This window comes from Pseudomonas sp. NFIX10, from assembly GCF_900111955.1.
Taxonomy (GTDB): Bacteria; Pseudomonadota; Gammaproteobacteria; order Pseudomonadales; family Pseudomonadaceae; genus Aquipseudomonas; species Aquipseudomonas fluorescens_AA.
This window is the reverse complement of the sequence record NZ_FOKH01000004.1, coordinates 1-20,115: the sequence shown is the minus strand read 5'-3', so window position 1 is coordinate 20,115 and position 20,115 is coordinate 1. Positions and strand designations below refer to the sequence as shown.

General features: G+C 62.0%; 17 protein-coding genes. 13 read left to right on the top strand and 4 right to left on the bottom strand.

Going from position 1 to position 20,115, the window contains the following annotated elements; translation table 11 throughout:
- The first annotated feature begins 64 nt into the window (after window positions 1-64).
- Both BM321_RS04905 and BM321_RS04900 read left to right on the top strand, forming a co-directional pair.
- Window positions 65-1,387 carry an NTP/NDP exchange transporter gene (locus BM321_RS04905; RefSeq protein WP_092441725.1) on the top strand — a complete coding sequence of 441 codons (1,323 nt, stop codon included), beginning with the start codon at window positions 65-67 and terminating at the stop codon, window positions 1,385-1,387.
- Window positions 1,388-1,452: 65 nt separating this feature from the next.
- The gene (locus BM321_RS04900) at window positions 1,453-1,953 is read left to right on the top strand and encodes a lipocalin-like domain-containing protein (RefSeq protein ID WP_092326561.1); all 501 of its coding nucleotides are present in this window, start codon (window positions 1,453-1,455) and stop codon (window positions 1,951-1,953) included.
- Window positions 1,954-2,037: 84 nt separating this feature from the next.
- Here the strand turns inward: BM321_RS04900 and BM321_RS04895 are convergent, their stop codons facing one another.
- The 3 genes from BM321_RS04895 to BM321_RS04885 all read right to left on the bottom strand — a co-directional run bounded on the left by BM321_RS04895 (window position 2,038) and on the right by BM321_RS04885 (window position 5,182).
- A complete protein-coding gene (locus BM321_RS04895) occupies window positions 2,038-3,525 on the bottom strand; it encodes an aldehyde dehydrogenase family protein (RefSeq protein ID WP_092441724.1) in 1,488 nt (495 codons plus the stop codon).
- A gap of 126 nt (window positions 3,526-3,651) precedes the next feature.
- Window positions 3,652-4,056 (bottom strand): RidA family protein, encoded by a 405-nt coding sequence (locus BM321_RS04890; RefSeq protein ID WP_092441723.1) that lies wholly within the window; start codon window positions 4,054-4,056, stop codon window positions 3,652-3,654.
- Window positions 4,046-5,182 (bottom strand): DSD1 family PLP-dependent enzyme, encoded by a 1,137-nt coding sequence (locus BM321_RS04885; RefSeq protein ID WP_092441722.1) that lies wholly within the window; start codon window positions 5,180-5,182, stop codon window positions 4,046-4,048. The genes BM321_RS04890 and BM321_RS04885 overlap by 11 nt, the downstream gene beginning before the upstream one ends.
- A 96-nt stretch (window positions 5,183-5,278) precedes the next feature.
- Between BM321_RS04885 and BM321_RS04880 the strand changes: the two genes are divergently transcribed.
- From BM321_RS04880 to BM321_RS04830, 11 genes are all read left to right on the top strand, one after another.
- On the top strand, window positions 5,279-6,163 hold the full coding sequence (locus BM321_RS04880; RefSeq protein WP_092441721.1) for a LysR family transcriptional regulator: 885 nt from the start codon (window positions 5,279-5,281) through the stop codon (window positions 6,161-6,163).
- Between the two features lie 463 nt (window positions 6,164-6,626).
- A complete protein-coding gene (locus BM321_RS04875; RefSeq protein WP_092441720.1) occupies window positions 6,627-7,952 on the top strand; it encodes an NAD(P)/FAD-dependent oxidoreductase in 1,326 nt (441 codons plus the stop codon).
- A gap of 356 nt (window positions 7,953-8,308) precedes the next feature.
- Window positions 8,309-8,977 (top strand): haloacid dehalogenase type II, encoded by a 669-nt coding sequence (locus tag BM321_RS04870; RefSeq protein ID WP_072405582.1) that lies wholly within the window; start codon window positions 8,309-8,311, stop codon window positions 8,975-8,977.
- Between the two features lie 36 nt (window positions 8,978-9,013).
- Window positions 9,014-10,288, top strand: a complete 1,275-nt coding sequence (locus tag BM321_RS04865) for an NAD(P)/FAD-dependent oxidoreductase (protein WP_092441719.1) — start codon at window positions 9,014-9,016, stop codon at window positions 10,286-10,288.
- A gap of 78 nt (window positions 10,289-10,366) precedes the next feature.
- Entirely contained in the window at window positions 10,367-12,013 is a 1,647-nt protein-coding gene (locus tag BM321_RS04860; protein ID WP_092441718.1) for an ABC transporter substrate-binding protein, read from the top strand.
- 40 nt (window positions 12,014-12,053) lie between these two features.
- On the top strand, window positions 12,054-13,010 hold the full coding sequence (locus BM321_RS04855; protein WP_092441879.1) for an ABC transporter permease: 957 nt from the start codon (window positions 12,054-12,056) through the stop codon (window positions 13,008-13,010).
- Window positions 13,007-13,882, top strand: a complete 876-nt coding sequence (locus BM321_RS04850; RefSeq protein ID WP_053121195.1) for an ABC transporter permease — start codon at window positions 13,007-13,009, stop codon at window positions 13,880-13,882. Before BM321_RS04855 ends, BM321_RS04850 begins: the two co-directional genes overlap by 4 nt.
- A 1-nt stretch (window position 13,883) precedes the next feature.
- Window positions 13,884-15,725, top strand: a complete 1,842-nt coding sequence (locus BM321_RS04845; protein WP_092441717.1) for an ABC transporter ATP-binding protein — start codon at window positions 13,884-13,886, stop codon at window positions 15,723-15,725.
- Between the two features lie 69 nt (window positions 15,726-15,794).
- Window positions 15,795-16,952, top strand: a complete 1,158-nt coding sequence (gene argE / locus BM321_RS04840) for an acetylornithine deacetylase (RefSeq protein ID WP_092441716.1) — start codon at window positions 15,795-15,797, stop codon at window positions 16,950-16,952.
- 207 nt (window positions 16,953-17,159) lie between these two features.
- Complete coding sequence (locus BM321_RS04835) at window positions 17,160-18,617, top strand: NAD-dependent succinate-semialdehyde dehydrogenase (protein ID WP_092441715.1); 1,458 nt, start codon at window positions 17,160-17,162, stop codon at window positions 18,615-18,617.
- 34 nt (window positions 18,618-18,651) lie between these two features.
- Complete coding sequence (locus tag BM321_RS04830) at window positions 18,652-19,731, top strand: tartrate dehydrogenase (RefSeq protein ID WP_092441714.1); 1,080 nt, start codon at window positions 18,652-18,654, stop codon at window positions 19,729-19,731.
- Between the two features lie 99 nt (window positions 19,732-19,830).
- Here BM321_RS04830 and BM321_RS04825 read toward each other — a convergent pair.
- Window positions 19,831-20,115, bottom strand: a 285-nt coding sequence (locus BM321_RS04825) for a transposase (RefSeq protein ID WP_139218362.1), incomplete at its 5' end; no start/stop codon positions are given.

The window sequence follows — 20,115 nt, the reverse complement described above, 5'->3', positions numbered from 1 at the left end:
CCCTGGGCGCGGGCGTCCGTCCCGCGCTTGACCTTTGCCTTGTTGCCGTCTCCCCGGAGTCCCTATGAGTACGCCTTCCTATATGCATCGGCTGAGTCTCGCCCTGAACGCCCGCGATGGCGAGTTGCGTCCGGCGCTGTGCGGGTTCCTGCTGTTTCTTTGCCTCTTCACCGGTTACTTCATGCTGCGTCCGATCCGTGAGTCGATGGGCATCGCAGCGGGGGTGGAGAATCTGCAATGGCTGTTTACCGCGACCTTCCTGGTCATGCTGGCAGCCGTACCGTTGTTCGCCTGGCTCAGCGCCCGAGTGCCGCGCCTGCGCCTGATCGACTGGGTGTACGGCTTCTTTGGCTTCAACCTGCTGATGTTCGTCGAGCTGTTCCAGTTCCAGCCGGACAGTATCTGGCTGGCCCGGGTCTTTTACGTCTGGATCTCGGTCTATAACCTGTTCGTCGTCTCCGTGGCCTGGAGCCTGATGGCGGATGTATTCGACAGCGAGCAGGCCAAGCGTCTGTTTGCCTTCATCGCCGCGGGAGCCAGCGTTGGTGGCCTGCTGGGGCCGGCCCTGAGCGCGCTGCTCATCGGTCCTCTCGGCGCTTCGGGGTTGATGTTGCTGGCGGCCTTGCTGCTGGGGGCCACGCTGGTGTTGAAACGAGCGTTGATGGGGTGGCGCGAAAAGGGTGGGGCTGGCCGTCCCGGTGCGGCGCCGACGCAAAGCCCCCGGCAGCCACTGCAGGGCAATCCGTTCAGTGGTTTGACGGCGGTGCTCAGGTCATCTTATCTGTTGGGAATCGCCGGGTTCGTCGTGCTGTTGGCGACGGTCAGCACCTTTCTCTACTTCGAGCAGGCGCGCCTGGTGGCCGAGCTCTATCCGGATCGCGCGGCGCAAGTGCGCATCTTCGGCACTATCGACATCATCGTGCAGGCCGGTGCGTTGCTGTCCCAACTGTTCATCACCGGTCGTATCGCGCCGAGGCTGGGGGTGCGTGCCTTGCTGGCCATCGTGCCGCTGCTCATGTGCATCGGCTTCCTCGGCCTGGCGTTGGCGCCGGGGTTCGCGCTGCTGGCAGCGTTGATGATCGTGCGACGGATCGGCGAGTACGCGTTCGTCCGACCGGGCCGGGAAATGCTGTTCGCCCCCCTGGATGCCGAGAGTAAATACAAGGCCAAGAACTTCATCGACACGGTGGTGTACCGCGCCGGTGACGCCATGAGCGGCTGGGCCAAGAGCCTGCTCGACCTGCTAGGGCAGGGCGCCGGCCCGGCCGCGATGATTGGCGCCTGTTGCGCGTTGTTGTGGGGCTACTTGGGCTGGCAATTGGGACGGCGGGCAGACAACGCCGCTTCCCGGGAGCTGCGCTTGGCGGCCATCGCGGCCAGGGCATGAAGACCGTGCCAACCCAACTAATCTATTGTCCGTCGCATCGTTGCGACGCGTGAAAGGTGATACGGATGAGTTTGAAAAACAAAGTACTGGCGGTCGGTGCGGTGATTGCCTTCTTGGCATTCTCCAGCGTGTTTGCGGGCAAAGAAAATGCCTTGGTCGGGACATGGCGCATGGTCAGCGCAACCGTTGAGAGTCAGGGCAGCCGATCGGAGGCTTATGGCCCCAATCCCCATGGCTGGCTCGTCTTCACGCCAGAGCTGACGTTTGTCGAAGTACTCACTGATCCGCGCGTGCCGGTGTTTCGATCCAATGCGCGTGGCGAAGGCACCGATGAGGAAAACCGGGCCGCGATGGCGGGGAGCATCGGTTTCTTCGGGCGATACACCGTCGACCAGAACGGTGAGTTCACGGGCAATACTGTCCTAGGCTCTACGTTCCCGAACTGGGTGGGCGCCGTGCGTACCCGCGACGACCTGCAGTTGAAGGTCGACGGTGACCAGATGGTCGAGGATTTTCGCCGCCCCGATGGGGCGAAGGTTCACATCGTCTGGGAGCGTGTGAAGTGATGTGCCCGAGGGCATTCGGGCACATCTGCCATCGCCGTGTGGACAGCTGGCACCGAAGCCCGAGGCGTTGCGAGAAAAGGGTGCCTAGATACGCGAAGAACCTTCAGGCGGTTCGCCAAACCCAACGATCGCCTTGGTTTCCAGGTATTCCTCAAGGCCGAAGACGCCGTACTCTCGGCCATTGCCCGAACGCTTGTAGCCTCCGAATGGCGCCATGGGGTTCCAAGCCGGGTAATTCAGGAGCACTTGCCCAGCACGGATACGAGCGGCCACCGCACGCGCCAGCTCGATATCCTGTGACTGAACATGGGCGCCAAGCCCATAGATCGTGTCGTTGGCGATAGCGACTGCCTCGTCGATGGTTTCGTAGGCAATGATGCACAGCACCGGCCCGAAGATTTCTTCCTGGGCGATCCGCATGGCGTTATCCACCTCGGAGAACACAGTCGGGCGGGTGTAGAAGCCCTTTTCAAACCCCGGCACGCGTCCGAGCCCGCCGCAGAGCAGTTTTGCTCCCTCCTGCAGGCCGGTCTCGATCATGGCTTGCACGCGATTGAACTGGGCTTCATTGGCGATGGGGCCCAGTACCGTTTCCGGTGATTGCGGATCACCCACGATGATCCCGTTGGCGGTGGCGATCGCCAGTACTTCGACCTCCGCCAACCGGTCCTTGGGCACGATCATCCGGGTAGGGGCGCTGCAGGATTGTCCGACGTTGCGCAACGCCGTCATCACGCCCAGTGGGACGGCTTTGGCAAAGTCGGCATCGGGCAGCAGAATGTTCGGGGATTTGCCGCCCAGTTCCTGCCCAACCCGTTTCGCCGTCGGGGCGGCCGCCTGGGCCACCAGCGCACCCGCGCGGTTTGAGCCGGTAATCGAGATCATGTCGATGTCGGGATGGGCGGCCATCGCAGCGCCGACGACATGGCCGCTGCCGTTCACCAGGTTGAAGACACCCGCTGGAACGCCCGCGTCATGGACCACTTGCGCAAACAGAAGGGCGCTCAGCGGCGACAGTTCACTGGGCTTGAGGACCACCGTGCAGCCGGCCGCCAGCGCCGCGGCGACTTTTGCGGTGATTTGATAAAGCGGCCAGTTCCACGGGGTGATGAGGCCGCAGACGCCGATAGGTTCGCGTTGGATCGCGGTCCCGTTCTCGACGGTCTGGAAACGATAAGTGGACAGCAGGTCGCGGGCGACCCGGACGTGTTCGGCGGCCAGGGGCACTTGCATCGCCCGTGCAGAACCAATGGCCGCGCCCATTTCCAGGGAGATCGCCTGGGCGAAATCTTCTTTGCGCTCAAGGATAAGCTCATGGAGCTTGCCCAGCACCCGTGCGCGCACCGCCGTGGAAGTGGCCGACCAACCGGCAAACGCGGCACGCGCCGCCGCGACCGCCCGATCGACATCCTCGGCAGACCCGCTGGCGACCTGGGCAACGACCTCTTCGGTCGCCGGGTTGACCACCGGCAAACTGGCCGGGCTTGCCGGCGCGGACCAACCGCCATTGATATAAAACAGCTGGGCGGTTTGCGGATCAACGCTGTAGCTATTCGAAGATTGAGTCATCATCCAAGCTGTTCCTTTAGAGCGGTCTGTCGAGTCTGCTCAATAAGCTAACAAAGCAGCCCAGACGAAAGATGCCGTTGTTCGAGTGCGCAAAGGAGAATCTGCCGTATCTGCCGGGATAACTTGGCATTACCCCGTGGCGAGGGCCATCGCTTCGATTTCGATCAGGTAGCCATGATGCAAGGCCGGAACGGGCACTACCGCTCGCGCTGGCCGATGCTCTCCCAGGTAACGGGCATAGATTCGATCGAACGCGGGCCAGTGTTCGATACCTGCGACATAGACCGTGACCTTCAGCAGATCGCGTGTGCTTCGGCCTGCTGCGCTGAGGATCGCCACCAGGTTATCGAGGGCGATGGCGACCTGGACCTCGAACGGTTGGTCCACACTGTGGACGCCGTCGGCGCGTATGGGCAGTTGCCCGGACACATACAGAACGCCCTGGTGCACGACCGCCTGGGCGTAATGTCCACCCGGCGCCGCGGCGTTGGTCGTGCTGATCAAATGGATCGAGCCTGCTTGATTACCAGCCATGCAAACGACTCCAGGTGTGCACGCCACCCTCGGCGTCAACCGCGTGATAGTCTGGGAATTGCGCGCCTGTGGCGCAGGCATGGTTGGGCAGGATGCGCAGGCGGCTACCGATGGGAAAGCGCGCGGTGATGTCGCCACCCTCGGCCGTTTCAAGCGCGATAATACCGTGCTCCTGATTGGCGCCCGTGAGCAACGCGCCCTCGATCCAATCGCCGGCTTCGCTGCAAACCTGGCCATAACCAAAGTCCCGCTGTTGGCGCTGCGTGCCACGGTCACGGCTCATGGCCATCCAACCGGCATCGGTGATGATCCAGCCTTTGTCTTTCTGATGACCGATGACAGTGGTCAGCACGCTCAGCGCCAACTCGTCGGCCTGGCAGACACCGATGTTGTGCATCACCAGATCGAAGAATACATAGACACCGGCGCGTACTTCAGTGACGCCTTCCAGGTTCAATGCCGACAAGGCCGTAGGCGTCGAACCGATGCTGACCTCCGGGCAAGCGAACCCGGCTTCGCGGAGTCGTTGGGCCGCGTTGACGCACAGATCGCGTTCCTGTTCGGCCAGGGCTTGCAGCGCTTCAGGGGTGTCGAGTTCATAGCTTGACCCGGCATGGGTCATCACCCCGCGAAGCGGCATGCCACCCTCGCTGAGTATCCGTGCGACGGCAACGAGTGAATCATCTTCGACGTGCAGGCCGGATCGATGGCCGTCGCAATCGATCTCGATCCAGACGTCGAAGCGTTCGTTGTGTTGCTGGCCGAAGGCGACGATGGCCTGGGCCGCGGCAAGGCTGTCCGTGAGGAGGCTCAACTGGCAGCCCTGGCGCCGCAGCAGCAAGGCCTGGGGCAGTTTGCCTGGCGCGATGGCGACGGCATAGAAAACGTCACGAATGCCTTCAGCGAAACAGTACTGGGCTTCCTTCAAGGTCGAAACCGTGACGCCGCTGGCTCCCGCGGCGAGCTGCGCCTGGATCACGGGGAGGCATTTGCTGGTTTTGATATGCGGGCGCAAACGCACACCCAAGGCATCCATGCGTTGTTGCATGCGCTGGATATTATGCTGCATGCGCGGCACATCCACGATCGCGGCGGGGGTATCGAGGGTGGCAAGAGAGGCTGACATAAGCAGGGCTCGAATGGCTGGGTACAGGGCCCACTCTATAAAGCTGTCGTAAAGGTATGGTTCAATGAGGCGTCATCAATCATTAAGTAGAATTGAATGATCTCCATCGAGGACCTGCGTCTGGCCGTGACGCTGGCGCGCGCCGAATCGTTGAGCGCCGCCGCCAGAAGCCTGAATGTCTCACCTCCCGCGCTGTCCATGCGTCTGCGCAAGTTGGAGACGCTGCTCGGCCTGACGCTGGCCAATCGCGATGCCCGACGCCTGAGTCTCACCGCCGATGGCGAGCGTTTCTCCCGGGAAAGCGCACGTTTGCTGGAGCAGTTGGAAGCGCTCCCGGAGTCCTTCAAGCAACGGGACGAGCAGTTGGTTGGCACCCTCAGGCTGGCGGCGCCGTTCGGCTATGGGCGGCTACGCATCGCACCGCTGCTGACGCGCTTCGCCAGGCTGCACCCTCAGTTGTGCCTGCACCTGGATTTACGCGAAACGCCATGGCCGGATCGTCACGACAGCGATGCAGTGATTCACATCGGTCACCTCAATGACAGCCTGTGGGTCGCCAAACGCCTCACGTCAAATGAACGATGGTTATGCGCAAGCCCTGCCTATCTGGAGCGGCACGGCACGCCGTCGTCGCCTGAGCAACTTGCCGAGCACCGTTGCATTTGCATCCGTGAAAATGATGAAGACGTCACGCTGTGGCATCTGCGCAAGGGGCAGGGGCGCAGAACCCTGCGCATCGAGCCCGCGATGCTGAGCAACGATGGCAGCGTGGCTCGACGCTGGGCCGAGCAAGGCCTGGGGCTGGTGCTGCGTTCGCAATGGGATGTCAGTGACGCCATTGCCGACAAGCGTCTGGTTCGGGTGTTGGCGGATTGGCAATTCGACAGTGCGCCGATCAACCTGTTGGTGCCTTCACGAAAACTGCGTAGCCCGCGGGTGCAGGCCTTGGTGGCGTTTCTGGAGGAGGCATTGAAAGCATGATCGGCAGACTGCCCGCGAAGGTGGTTCCATCGTCGATGGGACGTTGAATGGGCCGGCGTCATCGCGAGCAAGCTCGCTCCCACAGAGGACTGAGCACCTATTTTTGTCTGCAGAAAATCCAATGTGGGAGCGAGCTTGCTCGCGATAGCGATGGCCCAGCTAAATGAATGCCAGCATGTGTTCCGTGAAACAGATAATCAAAACCTCCCATCCGAAGCGCTCCGCAAAGTCTGCTGAACACATCCCGCAAAACGGTGGTTTGTACCAGGCGACCTATACTTTTAACCGTTTATGCACGGTTTCTTGGTGTTGTAATAACACCATGATTCAGCGTGGCACTGATGCTTCCAGAACGAAGTAGCGGCTTGCCCTGGTCGCCGCCCTCAGTGCATGGCCGATGCACCCGCGACCGTCTGAAGAAGACGTACCTTCAAATTCCCCGGCCTTCATGGACATCCCTAAAATGCCAGCACCGTTAATTTCCGTAGAGACGAATTCTGAGCTTCCGACGCACGCTGACGTTGTCGTGATCGGCGGCGGCATTATCGGAACCTTCACGGCCTATTACCTGGCCAAGCGCGGCATGAAGGTCGCGCTGGTGGAGAAAGGCCGCGTGGGTGCGGAGCAGTCGAGTCGAAACTGGGGTTGGTGCCGTCAGCAGAATCGAGACGCTCGCGAACTGCCGCTGTCGACCAAGAGCCTGGATCTTTGGGAGCAGTTCGCGGCAGAGACCGGTGAGGACACAGGTTTCAGAAGGTGTGGCTTGCTCTACTTGAGCAACAACGAGAAAGAGCTGGCCGGTTGGGCGAAATGGGGGGAGTTCGCCCGTACCGTCAATGTGAAAACCCACATGCTGACGGCGGAGCAGGCCGCTCAACATGGGCGGGTGACCGGCAAGCCTTGGAAAGGCGGGGTCTTTTCACCTACCGACGGTACGGCAGACCCATCCCGTGCCGCCCCGGCGGTCGCACGGGCCATCATTAAACTGGGCGGCACGGTGCACCAGGGCTGCGCCGCCCGTGGCCTCGAGACCGAGGGTGGCCGGTTGTCTGCCGTCGTCACCGAGAAGGGCACCATTCGCACCAGGCTCGCGGTGCTCGCCGGTGGCGCATGGGCGTCCTCTTTCTGCCGTCAGTACGGCATCCGGTTTCCCCAGGCGTCCATTCGCCAGACGATACTGTCGGTTTCCAAGAGTGCCCAAGAGATACCGGACGCGCTCCACACGGATGAAGTCTCCATGACCCGTCGCTCCGATGGCGGGATCACGCTGGCCATCAGTGGCCGAGGGCGTGTTGACCCTACCTTGCAATTGCTGCGTTTCGCCCCGCAGTTCCTGCCGATGTTCCAGCGTCGTTGGCGCAAGCTGGCCCCGGGCGGCCTGGAAGGCTTTCAATCGGGACACGAGGGCTTGGGGCGCTGGCGGTTGGACCAGCCGACGCCGATGGAACGCATGCGAATTCTCGATCCCAAGGCAGACGCTTCGACGGTCGAGTTGACTTACAAGCGCGCGGTAGACCTGATCCCGCTGCTGAAAACCTCGTCGGTCACCGCAGCCTGGGCAGGTTATGTGGACAGCACGCCGGACGGGGTCCCGGGCATCGGCGAGATAGCCAGCTTGCCTGGCCTGGTGCTGGCGGCGGGGTTCAGTGGCCATGGCTTCGGCATCGGGCCGGGTGCGGGCCATTTGATCGCCGACATTGTCTGTGACATGCCGCCACTGGTTGATCCGCGTCCCTATCACCCGGACCGTTTCCAATCTTCGGCCTGGGGCAAGGTCGCGGAGTTCTGAGGCGCCGGAAACTCACCGGCAAAACACTGAACGGGTGCATCCCAAGGGGCTGCGCCCGTTTTCGTTTGCAGGCGTAGATTCTGCCGTGTGTGGCGTTTCCAGTGGTTTTTTACGCACCATAAATGTCCGCAAACGCCTTGAAAACGGCGCAAATGCCCGTGCATGGCGCATCCCGCACAGTCTGCTGAGCAGGCCCCGAAAAACGGTGGTTTGTGCCAAGGGGCCTATACTTTTAACCGTTTATGCACGGTCTCATGATGCTGTAATAAATCCGTGATGCAGCGTTGCACCCGGGCTTTCGGAACGGCGCAACCGCTTGCCCCTCATGACCTCAACCATCACTCAGGACTGCACTCATGAGCTTCCTTCGCCCCAAGTTCATTACCTTTGACTGCTACGGCACGTTGACCAATTTTCAGATGGGGACCATGACGCGCGAACTGTTCGCCGATCGGGTCCCTGCCGAGCAGATGGACCAGTTCGTCAAGGATTTCTCGGCCTATCGCCTGGACCAGGTGATGGGTGACTGGCGGCCCTATGATGAAATTCTCAAGACTGCCCTGGCCCGGGTCTGCAAGCGTTGGGGTGTCGAGTACAAAGGCGAAGGTCAGCTCTACTACGATGCCGTCCCGACCTGGGGGCCCCATGCCGACGTACCGGCCGGCCTGTCGAAAATCGCCGATAAGATTCCTCTGGTGATTTTCTCCAACGCGATGGACGAGCAGATCATGTCCAACGTCGACAAGCTCGGCGCACCGTTCCATAAAGTCTTCACGGCTCAACAAGCCCAAGCCTACAAGCCGCGCCTGGCGGCCTTCGAATTCATGCTCGATAACCTCGGCTGCGGGCCGGAGGATGTCCTGCACGTGTCCTCGAGCTTCCGTTATGACCTGATGTCGGCCCACGACATGAAGATCAAGCACAAAGCGTTCGTGGCCCGTGGTCATGAACTGCCTGGAAACGCTGGCTACAACTACCACCAGATCCCGGACATCGGCGGATTGGCCGGCCTGGTCGGTCTCTGAGTCTTTGGGCACTCTTCAAGGCATAAGGGGTTAGACATGGGCAGTGAGTCTTATTGGCTCGATACCGCACCGGCATTTACCGGTGCCCAGCTCGGTGCGTTGCCCGGGCAGGTCGATGTGGCCATCGTCGGTGGTGGTTTCACTGGCCTGGCCGCGGCCCGGGCCCTGGCCTTGAAGGGGGCCAATGTGGTGGTGCTGGAAGGCGGGCGGGTCATTGGCGAGGCGTCGGGGCGCAATGGCGGCCAGTGCAATACCGGCGTGGCCCAGGACTACGCGGCCCTGAGTGCCAGCCTCGGCGCCGATAAAGCCCGCGCCTATTACCAGGCCTATGAAAGCGCCGTGCAGAGCGTCGTCTCGCTGGTGGAGCAGGAGCAGATTGCCTGCAACTTCACACGCAATGGCAAGCTCAAGCTGGCGGCCAAGCCCATGCATTACGAAGGTTTGGCGCGCACCTGCGAATTGATTCGGCGCGAGGTCGATGCCGAGGTCGAATTGCTGTCTGCGCAAGAGACCCGCGCTGAAGTCAACTCGGCCCAGTTCCATGGTGGCTTGTTGCAGCGCAACGGCGTGCAGATGCACGTCGGGCGCTTCGGGGTCGGGTTGGCCGAGGCCGCCGTCCGTCACGGCGCCTTGATTTTCCAGGGCGTCTCCGTCACGGACTGGAAAGCCAGTGCCGGCGGCTATCGGGTCAATACCACCAAGGGATCGCTACAGGCCACACAGGTCCTGCTGGCCACCGGCACCTCCCAGCAGGGTGGGTTGGGCTGGTATCGGCGGCGGATCGTGCCGGTGGGCAGCTTCGTGATCGCCACCGAGGTGTTGCCCCAGGCGCTGATCGACAGCTTGCTGCCGGCGCACCGTTCCTATGTCACCAGCCGCATGATCGGTAACTACTTCCGCCTGACCCCGGACAACCGCTTGCTGTTTGGCGGGCGGGCACGGTTTGCCATGTCTGACAGCGTGTCCGATGCCAAGAGCGGCAAAGTCTTGCACGCGGCGATGGTGCAGATGTTCCCGCAGCTGGCCCGGGTGAAGATCGATTATTGCTGGGGCGGATTGGTGGACATGACCTCCGATCGGCTGCCCCGGGCCGGCCAGCACGGAGGGGTTTATCACTCCATGGGCTACAGCGGCCATGGTGTGCAGATGTCGGTGCACATGGGGCAAGTCATGGCCGACGTCATGGCGGGCAAGGTCGAGGCCAACCCTTGGCGCGAACTCGATTGGCCGGCCATCCCCGGTCATTTCGGCAAACCCTGGTTTTTGCCTCTGGTCGGTGCGTACTACCGCCTTCAAGACTATTTGCACTGAGTTGCGGGAGACGCTTCACGTTTCAACACATTGCGTTAATCGCGAGCAATCGAGCCATTTCCGAAAGGTAGAACTGACATGACTGACGAAAAAAACAGTATCGACACCCAGCTGATAACAGGTACGGAAAGTCTGCGCATTTTCGAAGGGCTCAATCGCGGCATGTCACGCCGCAATGCATTGCAAATGCTGGGGTTGGCCGGGGTGGCCGTGGCGGGAGCGGGCAGCCTGTTCGGCGCCGCCGGCAAGCTGTTCGCCGATGAGGAACCCGCCGCCCCTGGCAAAGGCAAGCCTGGCGGGCGCATTCGCGTCGCCGGCTCGACCAGTTCCACCGCCGACACCCTGGACCCGGCCAAAGGTTCGTCGTCCACCGACTATGTGCGCCATTACATGTTCTATAACGGGCTGACGCGTTTCGACAGCCACATGGTGCCGCAACTGGAACTGGCCGAGCGTATCGACACCACCGACGCCACGCTTTGGGTGATCAGCCTGCGCAAGGAAGTGACCTTCCACAATGGCAAGGCACTGACCGCTGCCGACGTGGTGTTTTCGCTGCTGCGGCACAAGGACCCGATCACCGGTTCCAAGGTCCTGTCGCTGGCGTCGCAGTTCGCCGAAGTCAAAGCCGTCGGCCCCCACGAAGTGCAGATACAGTTGAGCGGTCCCAACGCGGAGCTGCCGTCGATCCTGGCCGTCTCCCACATGTTGATCGTTCCCGAGGGCACCAGCGATTTCAGCCAGGGCATCGGTACCGGTCCGTTCAAGGTCAAGGAGTTCAAGCCCGGGGTGCGCTCCATCGGTGTGCGCAATACCAACTACTGGAAACCCGGCTTGCCGTACCTGGACGAGATCGAATTCATCGGCATTGCCGACGAATCGTCACGGATCAACGCCCTGTTGTCGGGGGACGTGCACATCGTCAACGAGGTCAACCCACGCTCGACGACCCGCATCAAGGCCAGCGCCAAGCACCAGGTCATCGATTCACCGTCGGGCAACTACACTGACCTGATCATCCGTCAGGACCAGATGCCGGGCCAAAAACCGGAGTTCACCCAGGCCATGAAGTTGCTGCTGGATCGGGAACAGATCAAGTCGGCGATCTTCCGGGGCTATGCCAGGGTCGGCAACGATCATCCGATCGCACCTGGTGCACGCTTCTACAATGCCGAGTTGCCACAACGGGCCTACGATCCGGAACAGGCCAAGTTCCTGCTCAAGAAGGCCGGCATGCAAGACATCAGCATGCCGCTGATGTGCTCGCCAGCGGCGACCGGCTCGGTGGACGTCGCGGTGCTGCTGCAGCAGTCCGCCAAGGAGGCGGGACTCAAGCTCAACGTCAACCGCCTGCCGAGCGATGGCTACTGGTCCAACCACTGGGCCAAGCACCCATTGAGCTTTGGCAACATCAACCCGCGGCCCAATGCCGACATGCTGTTCTCGCAGTTCTTCCAGTCGAGCGCACCGTGGAATGAATCCGCTTGGAAAAACGAACAGTTCGACCAGCTGTTGGTGCAGGCCCGAGGTGAAACCGACGAGGTCAAGCGCGGCAAGATGTACGGCGACATGCAGGTGCTGGTGCATGAGCACTGTGGCATCGGCGTACCGGTATTCATCAGCAACATCGATGGCGCCGATCAGCGCGTAAAGGGTTACGGCGCCAACCCCCTGGGCGGTTTCATGGGCTACATGTTTGCCGAGCAAGTCTGGCTGGATGCCTGATGACCGTCGGGTTTGGGCCATATTGCGTGAGGGTCGGATGATGAACAGCAACACACTCTGGGTGATCGGCCGCCGCCTGGGGGCGGCGGTCGTGACCTTGTTGATTGTCTCCATGGTGGTGTTCGCCATCACGGCAGTGCTGCCGGGGGACGCGGCGCAACAGGCGCTGGGCCAGTTCGCCACGCCGGAACAGGTGGCGGCCCTGCGGATGAAAATGGGATTGGACCAGCCCGGTGTGTTGCGTTACCTGCATTGGCTGACGAGCCTGCTCAGCGGTGATTTGGGGATGTCGATGTCCAATGCCACGCCGGTCGTCGACTTGATGGCCGGCCGGGTCCCCAACACCTTGATGCTGGCGGCTGCCACGGCGTTGGTGTCGGTGCCTGTGGCCTTGACCCTGGGTATCGGTTCGGCGATGGGACGGGGCGGGCGTATCGACAGTTTCCTGAGCTTCTTCACCTTGACCATGGTGGCGGTGCCGGAGTTTCTGGTCGCCACCCTGGCGGTGCTGATATTCGCCGTGAACCTGGGCTGGTTGTCGGCACTGTCCTACGCCAGTGACATCACCTCACCCTGGCAATTCATGCGCACCTACGCCTTGCCGGTGATGACGCTGTGCTGCGTGATTGTCGCGCAAATGTCGCGCATGACCCGGGCGGCGGTGATCGATCAGCTCGACAGCCCTTACGTGGAAATGGCCCGCCTCAAGGGCGTCAGCAATATCCGGATCGTCCTTCGCCATGCCTTGCCCAATGCCATTGGCCCCATCGCCAATGCCATCGCCCTGAGCCTGTCCTATCTGTTGGGCGGGGTGGTGATCGTGGAAACGATCTTCAACTACCCCGGCATCGCCAGCCTGATGGTCGATGCCGTGACCAACCGCGACATGGCCCTGGTGCAGGCCTGCACCATGTTGTTTTGTACGGCGTATCTGGCGTTGGTGTTGATTGCCGACCTGTGCGCGATCCTTTCCAACCCGAGGCTGAGAAACCAATGAACAATCTCATTGTGAAGTCCCCGACGGCGGCCGTTGCGCTGGGGCTGGGCAAAGACGCCCACGCAAAGTCCTGGCTTGGCCTGGTCGGTGCCGCGATGTGTGTGATCTGGTTGCTGGTGGCCATCTTCGGCCCGTGGCTGGCGCCGCATCCGGTGGGGGAGGTGGTCTCTGACAACGTCTTCGACAGCCTCAGCGCGACGTACCCGTTCGGCACCGATTACCTGGGCCGCGACATGCTCAGCCGGATCCTTGTCGGCGCACGCTTCACCGTCGGCCTGGCGTTGGTGGCCGCGGTGTTGTCCAGCACCCTGGGCACCAGTCTGGCGCTGTTGTCGGTGGTGTCGCCAAAGTGGCTGGATGAGCTGATCAGTCGCCTGATGGACGCGTTCATCTCGATCCCCAGCAAGATGTTGGCGCTGATCATGGTCTCGGCCTTCGGCTCCTCGGTCACTTTGCTGATCTGCACGGCGGTGTTGAGCTACACCCCCGGCGCTTTCCGCATCGCCCGCAGCATGGCGGTGAATATCGAAGCCCTGGAATACGTGCAAGTGGCCCGTACCCGTGGTGAGCGCCGGCTGTACATCGCTTGTGTGGAAATCCTGCCGAACATACTCAACCCGGTCCTGGCGGACCTGGGCCTGCGCTTCGGTTTTATCGTGCTGCTGCTCAGCGGCATGAGTTTCCTGGGGCTGGGCGTGCAACCGCCGGATGCCGACCTGGGCTCGCTGGTGCGCGAGAACATCGGTGGCCTCAATCAGGGGGCGCCGGCCATTGTGATTCCGGCCCTGGCCATCGGCACCCTGACCATCGGTGTGAATCTGTTCATCGACCGGTTGTCGTCGCGACGTAGCCGACGTTCGGGAGGTCATTGAAATGAGCGAATTGATCCGAGTACAGGACCTGCGCGTGGTCGCCTGTGGCGAGCGCGGTGAAGTGGACATCGTCAAGGGTGTCAGCTTTTCCCTGCAAAAGGGCGAAGTGTTGGCGTTGATCGGTGAGTCCGGTTCCGGCAAGACCACCATTGCCCTGGCGCTGCTCGGTTATGCCCGGCGCGGTTGTCGCCTCGCGGGTGGCGTGGTGCAGGTCGGCGAGCATGACATGCTGGCGTCGAGCGAAAGCCAGTTGCAGAAGTTGCGGGGCAACCGGGTGTCCTATATCGCCCAGAGCGCCGCAGCGGCATTCAACCCGGCGAAAAAGCTGATCGACCAAGTGGTGGAGGGCGCGCTGATTCATGGCCTGGGCAGTCGGGCGGTGCTTGAAGCCAAGGCCATCGAGTTGTTCCGCGACCTGGCCCTGCCAGACCCTGAGCGCATTGGCCGACGCTACCCTCACCAGGTGTCCGGCGGACAACTGCAACGGGTGATGGCGGCCATGGCACTGATCAGCGATCCGTTGCTGGTGGTGCTCGACGAGCCGACCACGGCCCTCGATGTGACAACCCAGATCGATGTGCTGCGGGCCTTCAAACGAGTGGTCGGCGAACGTGGGGCCACGGCCGTCTATGTGTCTCACGACCTGGCGGTCGTGGCGCAGATGGCAGACCAGATCGTGGTGCTCAACGGCGGTGAAATCTTCGAGCACAGCGCCACGGCACCGTTGCTCAAGGGCCCGGCCCACGAATACACCCGCAGCTTGTTGGCGGCGGCGCGACCAGATACGACGATCCGTCCGCCGAGCGACATCGCCCAAGAGACGCCACTGCTGACCATCCAGGGGCTGACCGCCGGCTACGGCAACAAAAATGCCCAGGGCATGCCGGCGATTCGCGTGCTGGAAGACATTGACCTGACGATTCGCCGGGGCCAGGCCATCGGTGTCATCGGTGAGTCGGGCTCTGGCAAATCGACCCTGGCACGGGTCGTGGCCGGATTGTTGATGCCGGCCCTTGGCGGGTTGACCTTCGATGGCCACCCCCTGGGGGGCAGCCTGTCGTCGCGCACCCCCGAGCAGTTCCGACGCATTCAAATGGTCTTCCAGAATGCCGACACCGCGCTCAACCCGATGCACAGCGTCAGCACGATCCTGAGCCGTCCGCTGAAGATGTATTTCGGTCTCAAGGGCGCGGCGTTGCGCGAGCGTATCGGCGAATTGCTGGACCTGGTGCGTTTGCCGCGGGCGCTGGCGCAGCGGCGTCCGAACGAGCTGTCTGGCGGGCAGAAGCAACGGGTCAACTTGGCCCGGGCTTTGGCGGCCAAGCCGGACCTGATTCTCTGCGACGAGGTGACTTCGGCGCTGGATACCGTGGTCGGTGCGGCGATTCTCGAACTGCTGCGCGATTTGCGCCAGCAACTGGGGGTGTCCTATCTGTTCATCAGCCACGACATCTCCACCGTGCGCGCCTTGTGTGACGACATCGTGGTGATGTACAGCGGCCACAAGATCCAGGCCGGCACGCGCCAATCCTATGCCGAGGCACCGTTCCATCCGTATACCGACCTGCTGATCCATTGCGTACCGGAACTGCGCCAGGGCTGGCTGGAAACCTGTGGGGCAACAACCTGCCAGACGCTGCCGTCCGTTGGCCCCAAAGCCAACGTGCCCGGCCTGTGCACCTTCCTCAGTCGCTGCCCGGTGCGGGTCGACGGCTTGTGCAATTGCGTCGCGCCGCAACGACGGATGATCGTGGGCGGCAGTGAAATCCTCTGCCACCACGACAGTGCGGAACTGATGAAGACCCAGCAGTCCAACAACGTGACCGTGGCGGCGTATGCATGAACCGGCGTTTCTTCAGGCTGGTCGAATCAAGCGTTTCTTCTTTTCAGTCGAGCAACGGAGCAAGGCCTCATGAAACCCCGCGTGTTGGACATTCTCAAACGGCTGATGGCCTTCGATACCGTCTCCTCGGAATCGAACATGGCCTTGATCGAGTACGTGCGCGATCTGCTGCTGACCAAGGGCATCGAGTCACTGATCGTCCAGGATGAAAGCGGCAAGAAAGCCAATCTGTTTGCCAGCACCGGGCCACGGGACGTGCCGGGGATCCTGCTGTCCGGGCATACCGACGTGGTGCCGGCGGCGGGGCAGGCCTGGACCTTTCCGGCCTTCGAGGCGACGGTGCAGGATGGGCGGATTTATGGCCGTGGCAGTTGCGACATGAAGGGGTTTATCGCACTGGCTGTCGACGCCATGCTCGAGGCCACCGAGCAGCCATTGAGCCGGCCATTGCAATTGGCCCTGTCCCATGACGAAGAGATCGGTTGCGTGGGGGTGCGTCGTTTGCTCGATGTGCTGCACCTGGCACCGGTCCGGCCGTTTCTGTGCGTGATCGGCGAGCCAACCAATATGCAGTTCGTGCTCGGGCACAAGGGCAAGGGTTCTTACCGGACTTACTGTCGCGGCCTGGAAGCGCATTCCTCCCTGGCACCGCGCTCGGTCAATGCGATTCACGTGGCCTGCGATTTCATTGCCGCGCTGCGCCTGAGCCAGCAGCAGTTGCAAGAGCAGGGCGCCCGGGACACCGATTACGACGTGCCCTACAGCACCGTGCATGTTGGACAGATTGTCGGCGGCAAGGCGCTGAACATCGTGCCCAACTTGTGCACCCTGGACTTCGAAGTGCGTAACTTGCCGGCGGACGACCTGGACGGGTTCCTGGAACAGATGCGTGAGCGCGCCGAACTGATCGTCGGCGAAGCCAGGAAGCTCTCCAGCGTGGCCGCTATCGAAATCGAGACCCTGAACGTCTATCCGGGCCTCGATACCCACCCGAGCGTCGAAGCGGTGCGTTTCCTGAAAAACTTTGCTGCGCCTGGCACCGGCACGGCCAAGGTCTCATTCGGCACCGAGGGCGGCTTGTTCAAACAACGCCTGGATGTGCCGGTGGTGGTCTGCGGGCCAGGCTCGATAGAACAGGCGCACAAGCCTGACGAGTTCATCGAGATCAGCCAGATGGACGCTGGCGAGCGTTTCCTGCAAGGGGTAGTGGGCTCGATGCACCGCTAATTTGCCTGATTGAACATTCCGTCACACCTGCAGCCCCATGGGTTTCATCGCCTGATCGAGGCCCACGGCGATCAATCCCCACCCGCGGTAGAGCATGCCGTCGAAGGCTGATTTTCAGCATTCACGGCTGTAGGGCCGGCGTTTTCAGCATCCTCGTCCAGGGCGAAACAATAGACTGAAGGCTGTCTCAAAACAGGACCCGACACCATGCTCAAGAATCGCCTGAAAGACCCCAGCCTGCTGGTCGAACGCGCTTACATCGACGGTCAGTGGGTCGGCGCCGACAACGCCGCGACCGTGGACGTTATCAACCCGGCCACCGGCGAAGTGCTCGCCAGGGTGCCCGCGATACAAGGCAGTGAAACCCGGCGCGCCGTCGAAGCCGCCGACCGTGCCTGGCCGGCCTGGCGTGCACGTCCGGCGGCAGAGCGGGCGGCGCTGCTGGATCGCTGGTATCAGGCCATGATCGACAACCTCGATGACCTGGCGTTGATCTTGACCTGCGAACAGGGCAAGCCGCTGGCGGAAGCCCAGGGCGAAATTCGCTACGGTGCCAGCTTCGTCAAATGGTTCGCCGAAGAAGCCCGACGGGTCTACGGCGAAACCATCCAGGCCCCCAGCGCTGATCGCCGCTTGCTGACCCTCAAGCAACCAGTCGGTGTCTGCGCCGCGATCACCCCATGGAACTTCCCCAACGCGATGATCACCCGCAAGTGCGCGCCCGCCCTGGCCGCCGGGTGCACGATCGTGGTCAAGCCGTCGGACCTGACCCCGCTGTCGGCCCTGGCACTGGCGGTGTTGGCCGAGCGAGTCGGCATTCCGGCCGGGGTGTTCAACGTTGTGACCGGCATGCCCACCGCCATTGGTGAAGAACTGACCGGCAACCCGACAGTGCGCAAGCTGTCTTTCACCGGGTCCACGGCGGTCGGTCGCCTGCTGATGCGCCAGAGCGCCGAACACATCAAGCGCTTGAGCCTGGAGCTGGGCGGTAACGCGCCGTTCATCGTGTTCGACGACGCGGACCTGGAGCAGGCCGTGACCGGCATCATGCTCAGCAAATTCCGCAACGCCGGGCAGACCTGCGTCTGCGCCAACCGGATCCTGGTGCAGGACGGGATCTACGAGCGCTTCGCCCAGCGCCTGGTGGAGGAGGTGGGCAAGCTCAAGGTCGGCGATGGCCTGGACGCCGGCGTGAACATAGGCCCACTGATCAATACGGCGGCGGTCAGCAAGGTCGCTCGACATATCGACGAGGCCTTGAGTCAGGGCGCTCGTCTACTCTGTGGTGAAATCCCCAAGGGCAACAGCCACTTCGTCCAGCCGACGGTACTCGGTGAGGCCCATGCCGGAATGCTGCTGGCCAATGAAGAGACCTTCGGCCCGGTTGCACCGCTGATGCGCTTCAGCACTGAAGAAGAGGCGCTGGCCTCGGCCAACGCGACGCCTTACGGCTTGGCCGCCTACTTCTTCACCCAGGACTTGCGCCGCTCATGGCGGTTCGGCGAGGCGCTGGAGTTCGGCATGGTCGGGCTCAATACCGGGCTCATCTCCATGGATGTCGCCCCCTTTGGCGGTATCAAGCAATCGGGCCTGGGGCGTGAAGGCAGCAAGTATGGCCTGGACGAGTTCCTTGAAGTCAAAGCCTTCCACATGGGTGGCTTGTGATCCGGTCAGCATTTGAAGAGAGGAGGCACGGTTGATGAGCAAACCATTCAGAATCGCCGCGATTGCCGGCGACGGCATCGGTAAGGAAGTCCTGCCGGAAGGGCTGCGGGTATTGGAGCAGGCCGCGAAGAAATGGCAATTGGATTTGAGCATCGAAGTGCTCGACTGGGCTCACTGCGATTATTACCTGGAACACGGGCAGATGATGCCCGCCGACTGGTTCGCGCAGCTCAAGGACTTCGACGCGATCTACTTTGGCGCCGTGGGCTGGCCGGACAAGGTACCGGATCACATTTCCCTGTGGGGGTCGCTGCTGAAGTTTCGCCGGGACTTCGATCAATACGTGAACATCCGGCCGGTGCGGCTGTTTCCCGGTGTACCGTGCCCGCTGGCCGGACGCGAAGCCGGGGACATCGACTTCGTGGTGATCCGCGAAAACACCGAGGGCGAGTATTCCTCGATCGGCGGCAAGATGTTCGAAGGTACCGAACATGAGTTCGTGCTGCAGGAGTCGGTGTTCACTCGCCGCGGCGTGGACCGGATTCTCAAGTTCGCTTTCGACCTGGCCCAGACCCGGCCGTGCAAACGCCTGACCGCGGCGACCAAGTCCAACGGCATCTCCATCAGCATGCCGTACTGGGATGAACGCACCGCGCTCATGGCGCAGCAGTACCCGGACGTCACCTGGGACAAGCAACACATCGATATCCTCTGCGCGCGCTTCGTGCTTCAACCCGATCATTTCGATGTGGTCGTGGCCTCGAACCTGTTCGGCGACATCCTGTCCGACCTGGGCCCTGCCTGCGCCGGCACCATCGGCATTGCACCGTCGGCCAACCTCGACCCGGAGCGCCGGTTCCCCTCGCTGTTCGAACCGGTCCATGGCTCGGCGCCGGATATCTATGGACGAAACATCGCCAACCCGATTGCGATGATCTGGTCCGGCGCCTTGATGCTGGACTTCCTCGGCAATGGCGATGAGCGCTACCGTGCGGCTCATGATGGGATTCTCAGGGCCATCGAGCAGGTGATCGCCGAGGGTCCGATCACGCCTGATCTAGGCGGGCAGGGCTCGACCCAGGATGTTGGTCAGGCTATTGCGATGGCGCTTTGAACTGAGGTGTTCCGAGATCAACCTCCACCACGAGGCGGCCTTATGGCCGCCCTGGTTCCCCCGGTTGTTGTGGGAGATTCTATGGTGCAGGGCTACCCCCTAAATGCCTTTCGGTAAGTATTCGCTCTGATTCTTCAGCAGGGCGAATACCACTCGGGCAAGCTTGCGGGCCAGTGCTACTAATGCTTCGGTTGTGCTGAGTCCCCGGGCCCTTAGTGCCTCATAAAAACCCTTCCATGCCGCTGTGCGCCTCGCCGACATCGCGGCGTTATGCATCAATCGACGGGCCTCTGGGTCACCTCGCTTAGACAGGCAGCGGCGTCCCTTCTTTTTCCCTGAGTCCGATATACGCAGGTCTAGGCCCAGAAAAGCGATGAAGGCATC

Coding starts and splice junctions, on each gene's coding strand:
- BM321_RS04905 (WP_092441725.1), top strand. CDS start 65: ATGAGTACGCCTTCCTATATGCATCGGCTGAGTCTCGCCCTGAACGCC.
- BM321_RS04900 (WP_092326561.1), top strand. CDS start 1,453: ATGAGTTTGAAAAACAAAGTACTGGCGGTCGGTGCGGTGATTGCCTTC.
- BM321_RS04895 (WP_092441724.1), bottom strand. CDS start 3,525: ATGATGACTCAATCTTCGAATAGCTACAGCGTTGATCCGCAAACCGCC.
- BM321_RS04890 (WP_092441723.1), bottom strand. CDS start 4,056: ATGGCTGGTAATCAAGCAGGCTCGATCCATTTGATCAGCACGACCAAC.
- BM321_RS04885 (WP_092441722.1), bottom strand. CDS start 5,182: ATGTCAGCCTCTCTTGCCACCCTCGATACCCCCGCCGCGATCGTGGAT.
- BM321_RS04880 (WP_092441721.1), top strand. CDS start 5,279: ATGATCTCCATCGAGGACCTGCGTCTGGCCGTGACGCTGGCGCGCGCC.
- BM321_RS04875 (WP_092441720.1), top strand. CDS start 6,627: ATGCCAGCACCGTTAATTTCCGTAGAGACGAATTCTGAGCTTCCGACG.
- BM321_RS04870 (WP_072405582.1), top strand. CDS start 8,309: ATGAGCTTCCTTCGCCCCAAGTTCATTACCTTTGACTGCTACGGCACG.
- BM321_RS04865 (WP_092441719.1), top strand. CDS start 9,014: ATGGGCAGTGAGTCTTATTGGCTCGATACCGCACCGGCATTTACCGGT.
- BM321_RS04860 (WP_092441718.1), top strand. CDS start 10,367: ATGACTGACGAAAAAAACAGTATCGACACCCAGCTGATAACAGGTACG.
- BM321_RS04855 (WP_092441879.1), top strand. CDS start 12,054: ATGAACAGCAACACACTCTGGGTGATCGGCCGCCGCCTGGGGGCGGCG.
- BM321_RS04850 (WP_053121195.1), top strand. CDS start 13,007: ATGAACAATCTCATTGTGAAGTCCCCGACGGCGGCCGTTGCGCTGGGG.
- BM321_RS04845 (WP_092441717.1), top strand. CDS start 13,884: ATGAGCGAATTGATCCGAGTACAGGACCTGCGCGTGGTCGCCTGTGGC.
- argE (WP_092441716.1), top strand. CDS start 15,795: ATGAAACCCCGCGTGTTGGACATTCTCAAACGGCTGATGGCCTTCGAT.
- BM321_RS04835 (WP_092441715.1), top strand. CDS start 17,160: ATGCTCAAGAATCGCCTGAAAGACCCCAGCCTGCTGGTCGAACGCGCT.
- BM321_RS04830 (WP_092441714.1), top strand. CDS start 18,652: ATGAGCAAACCATTCAGAATCGCCGCGATTGCCGGCGACGGCATCGGT.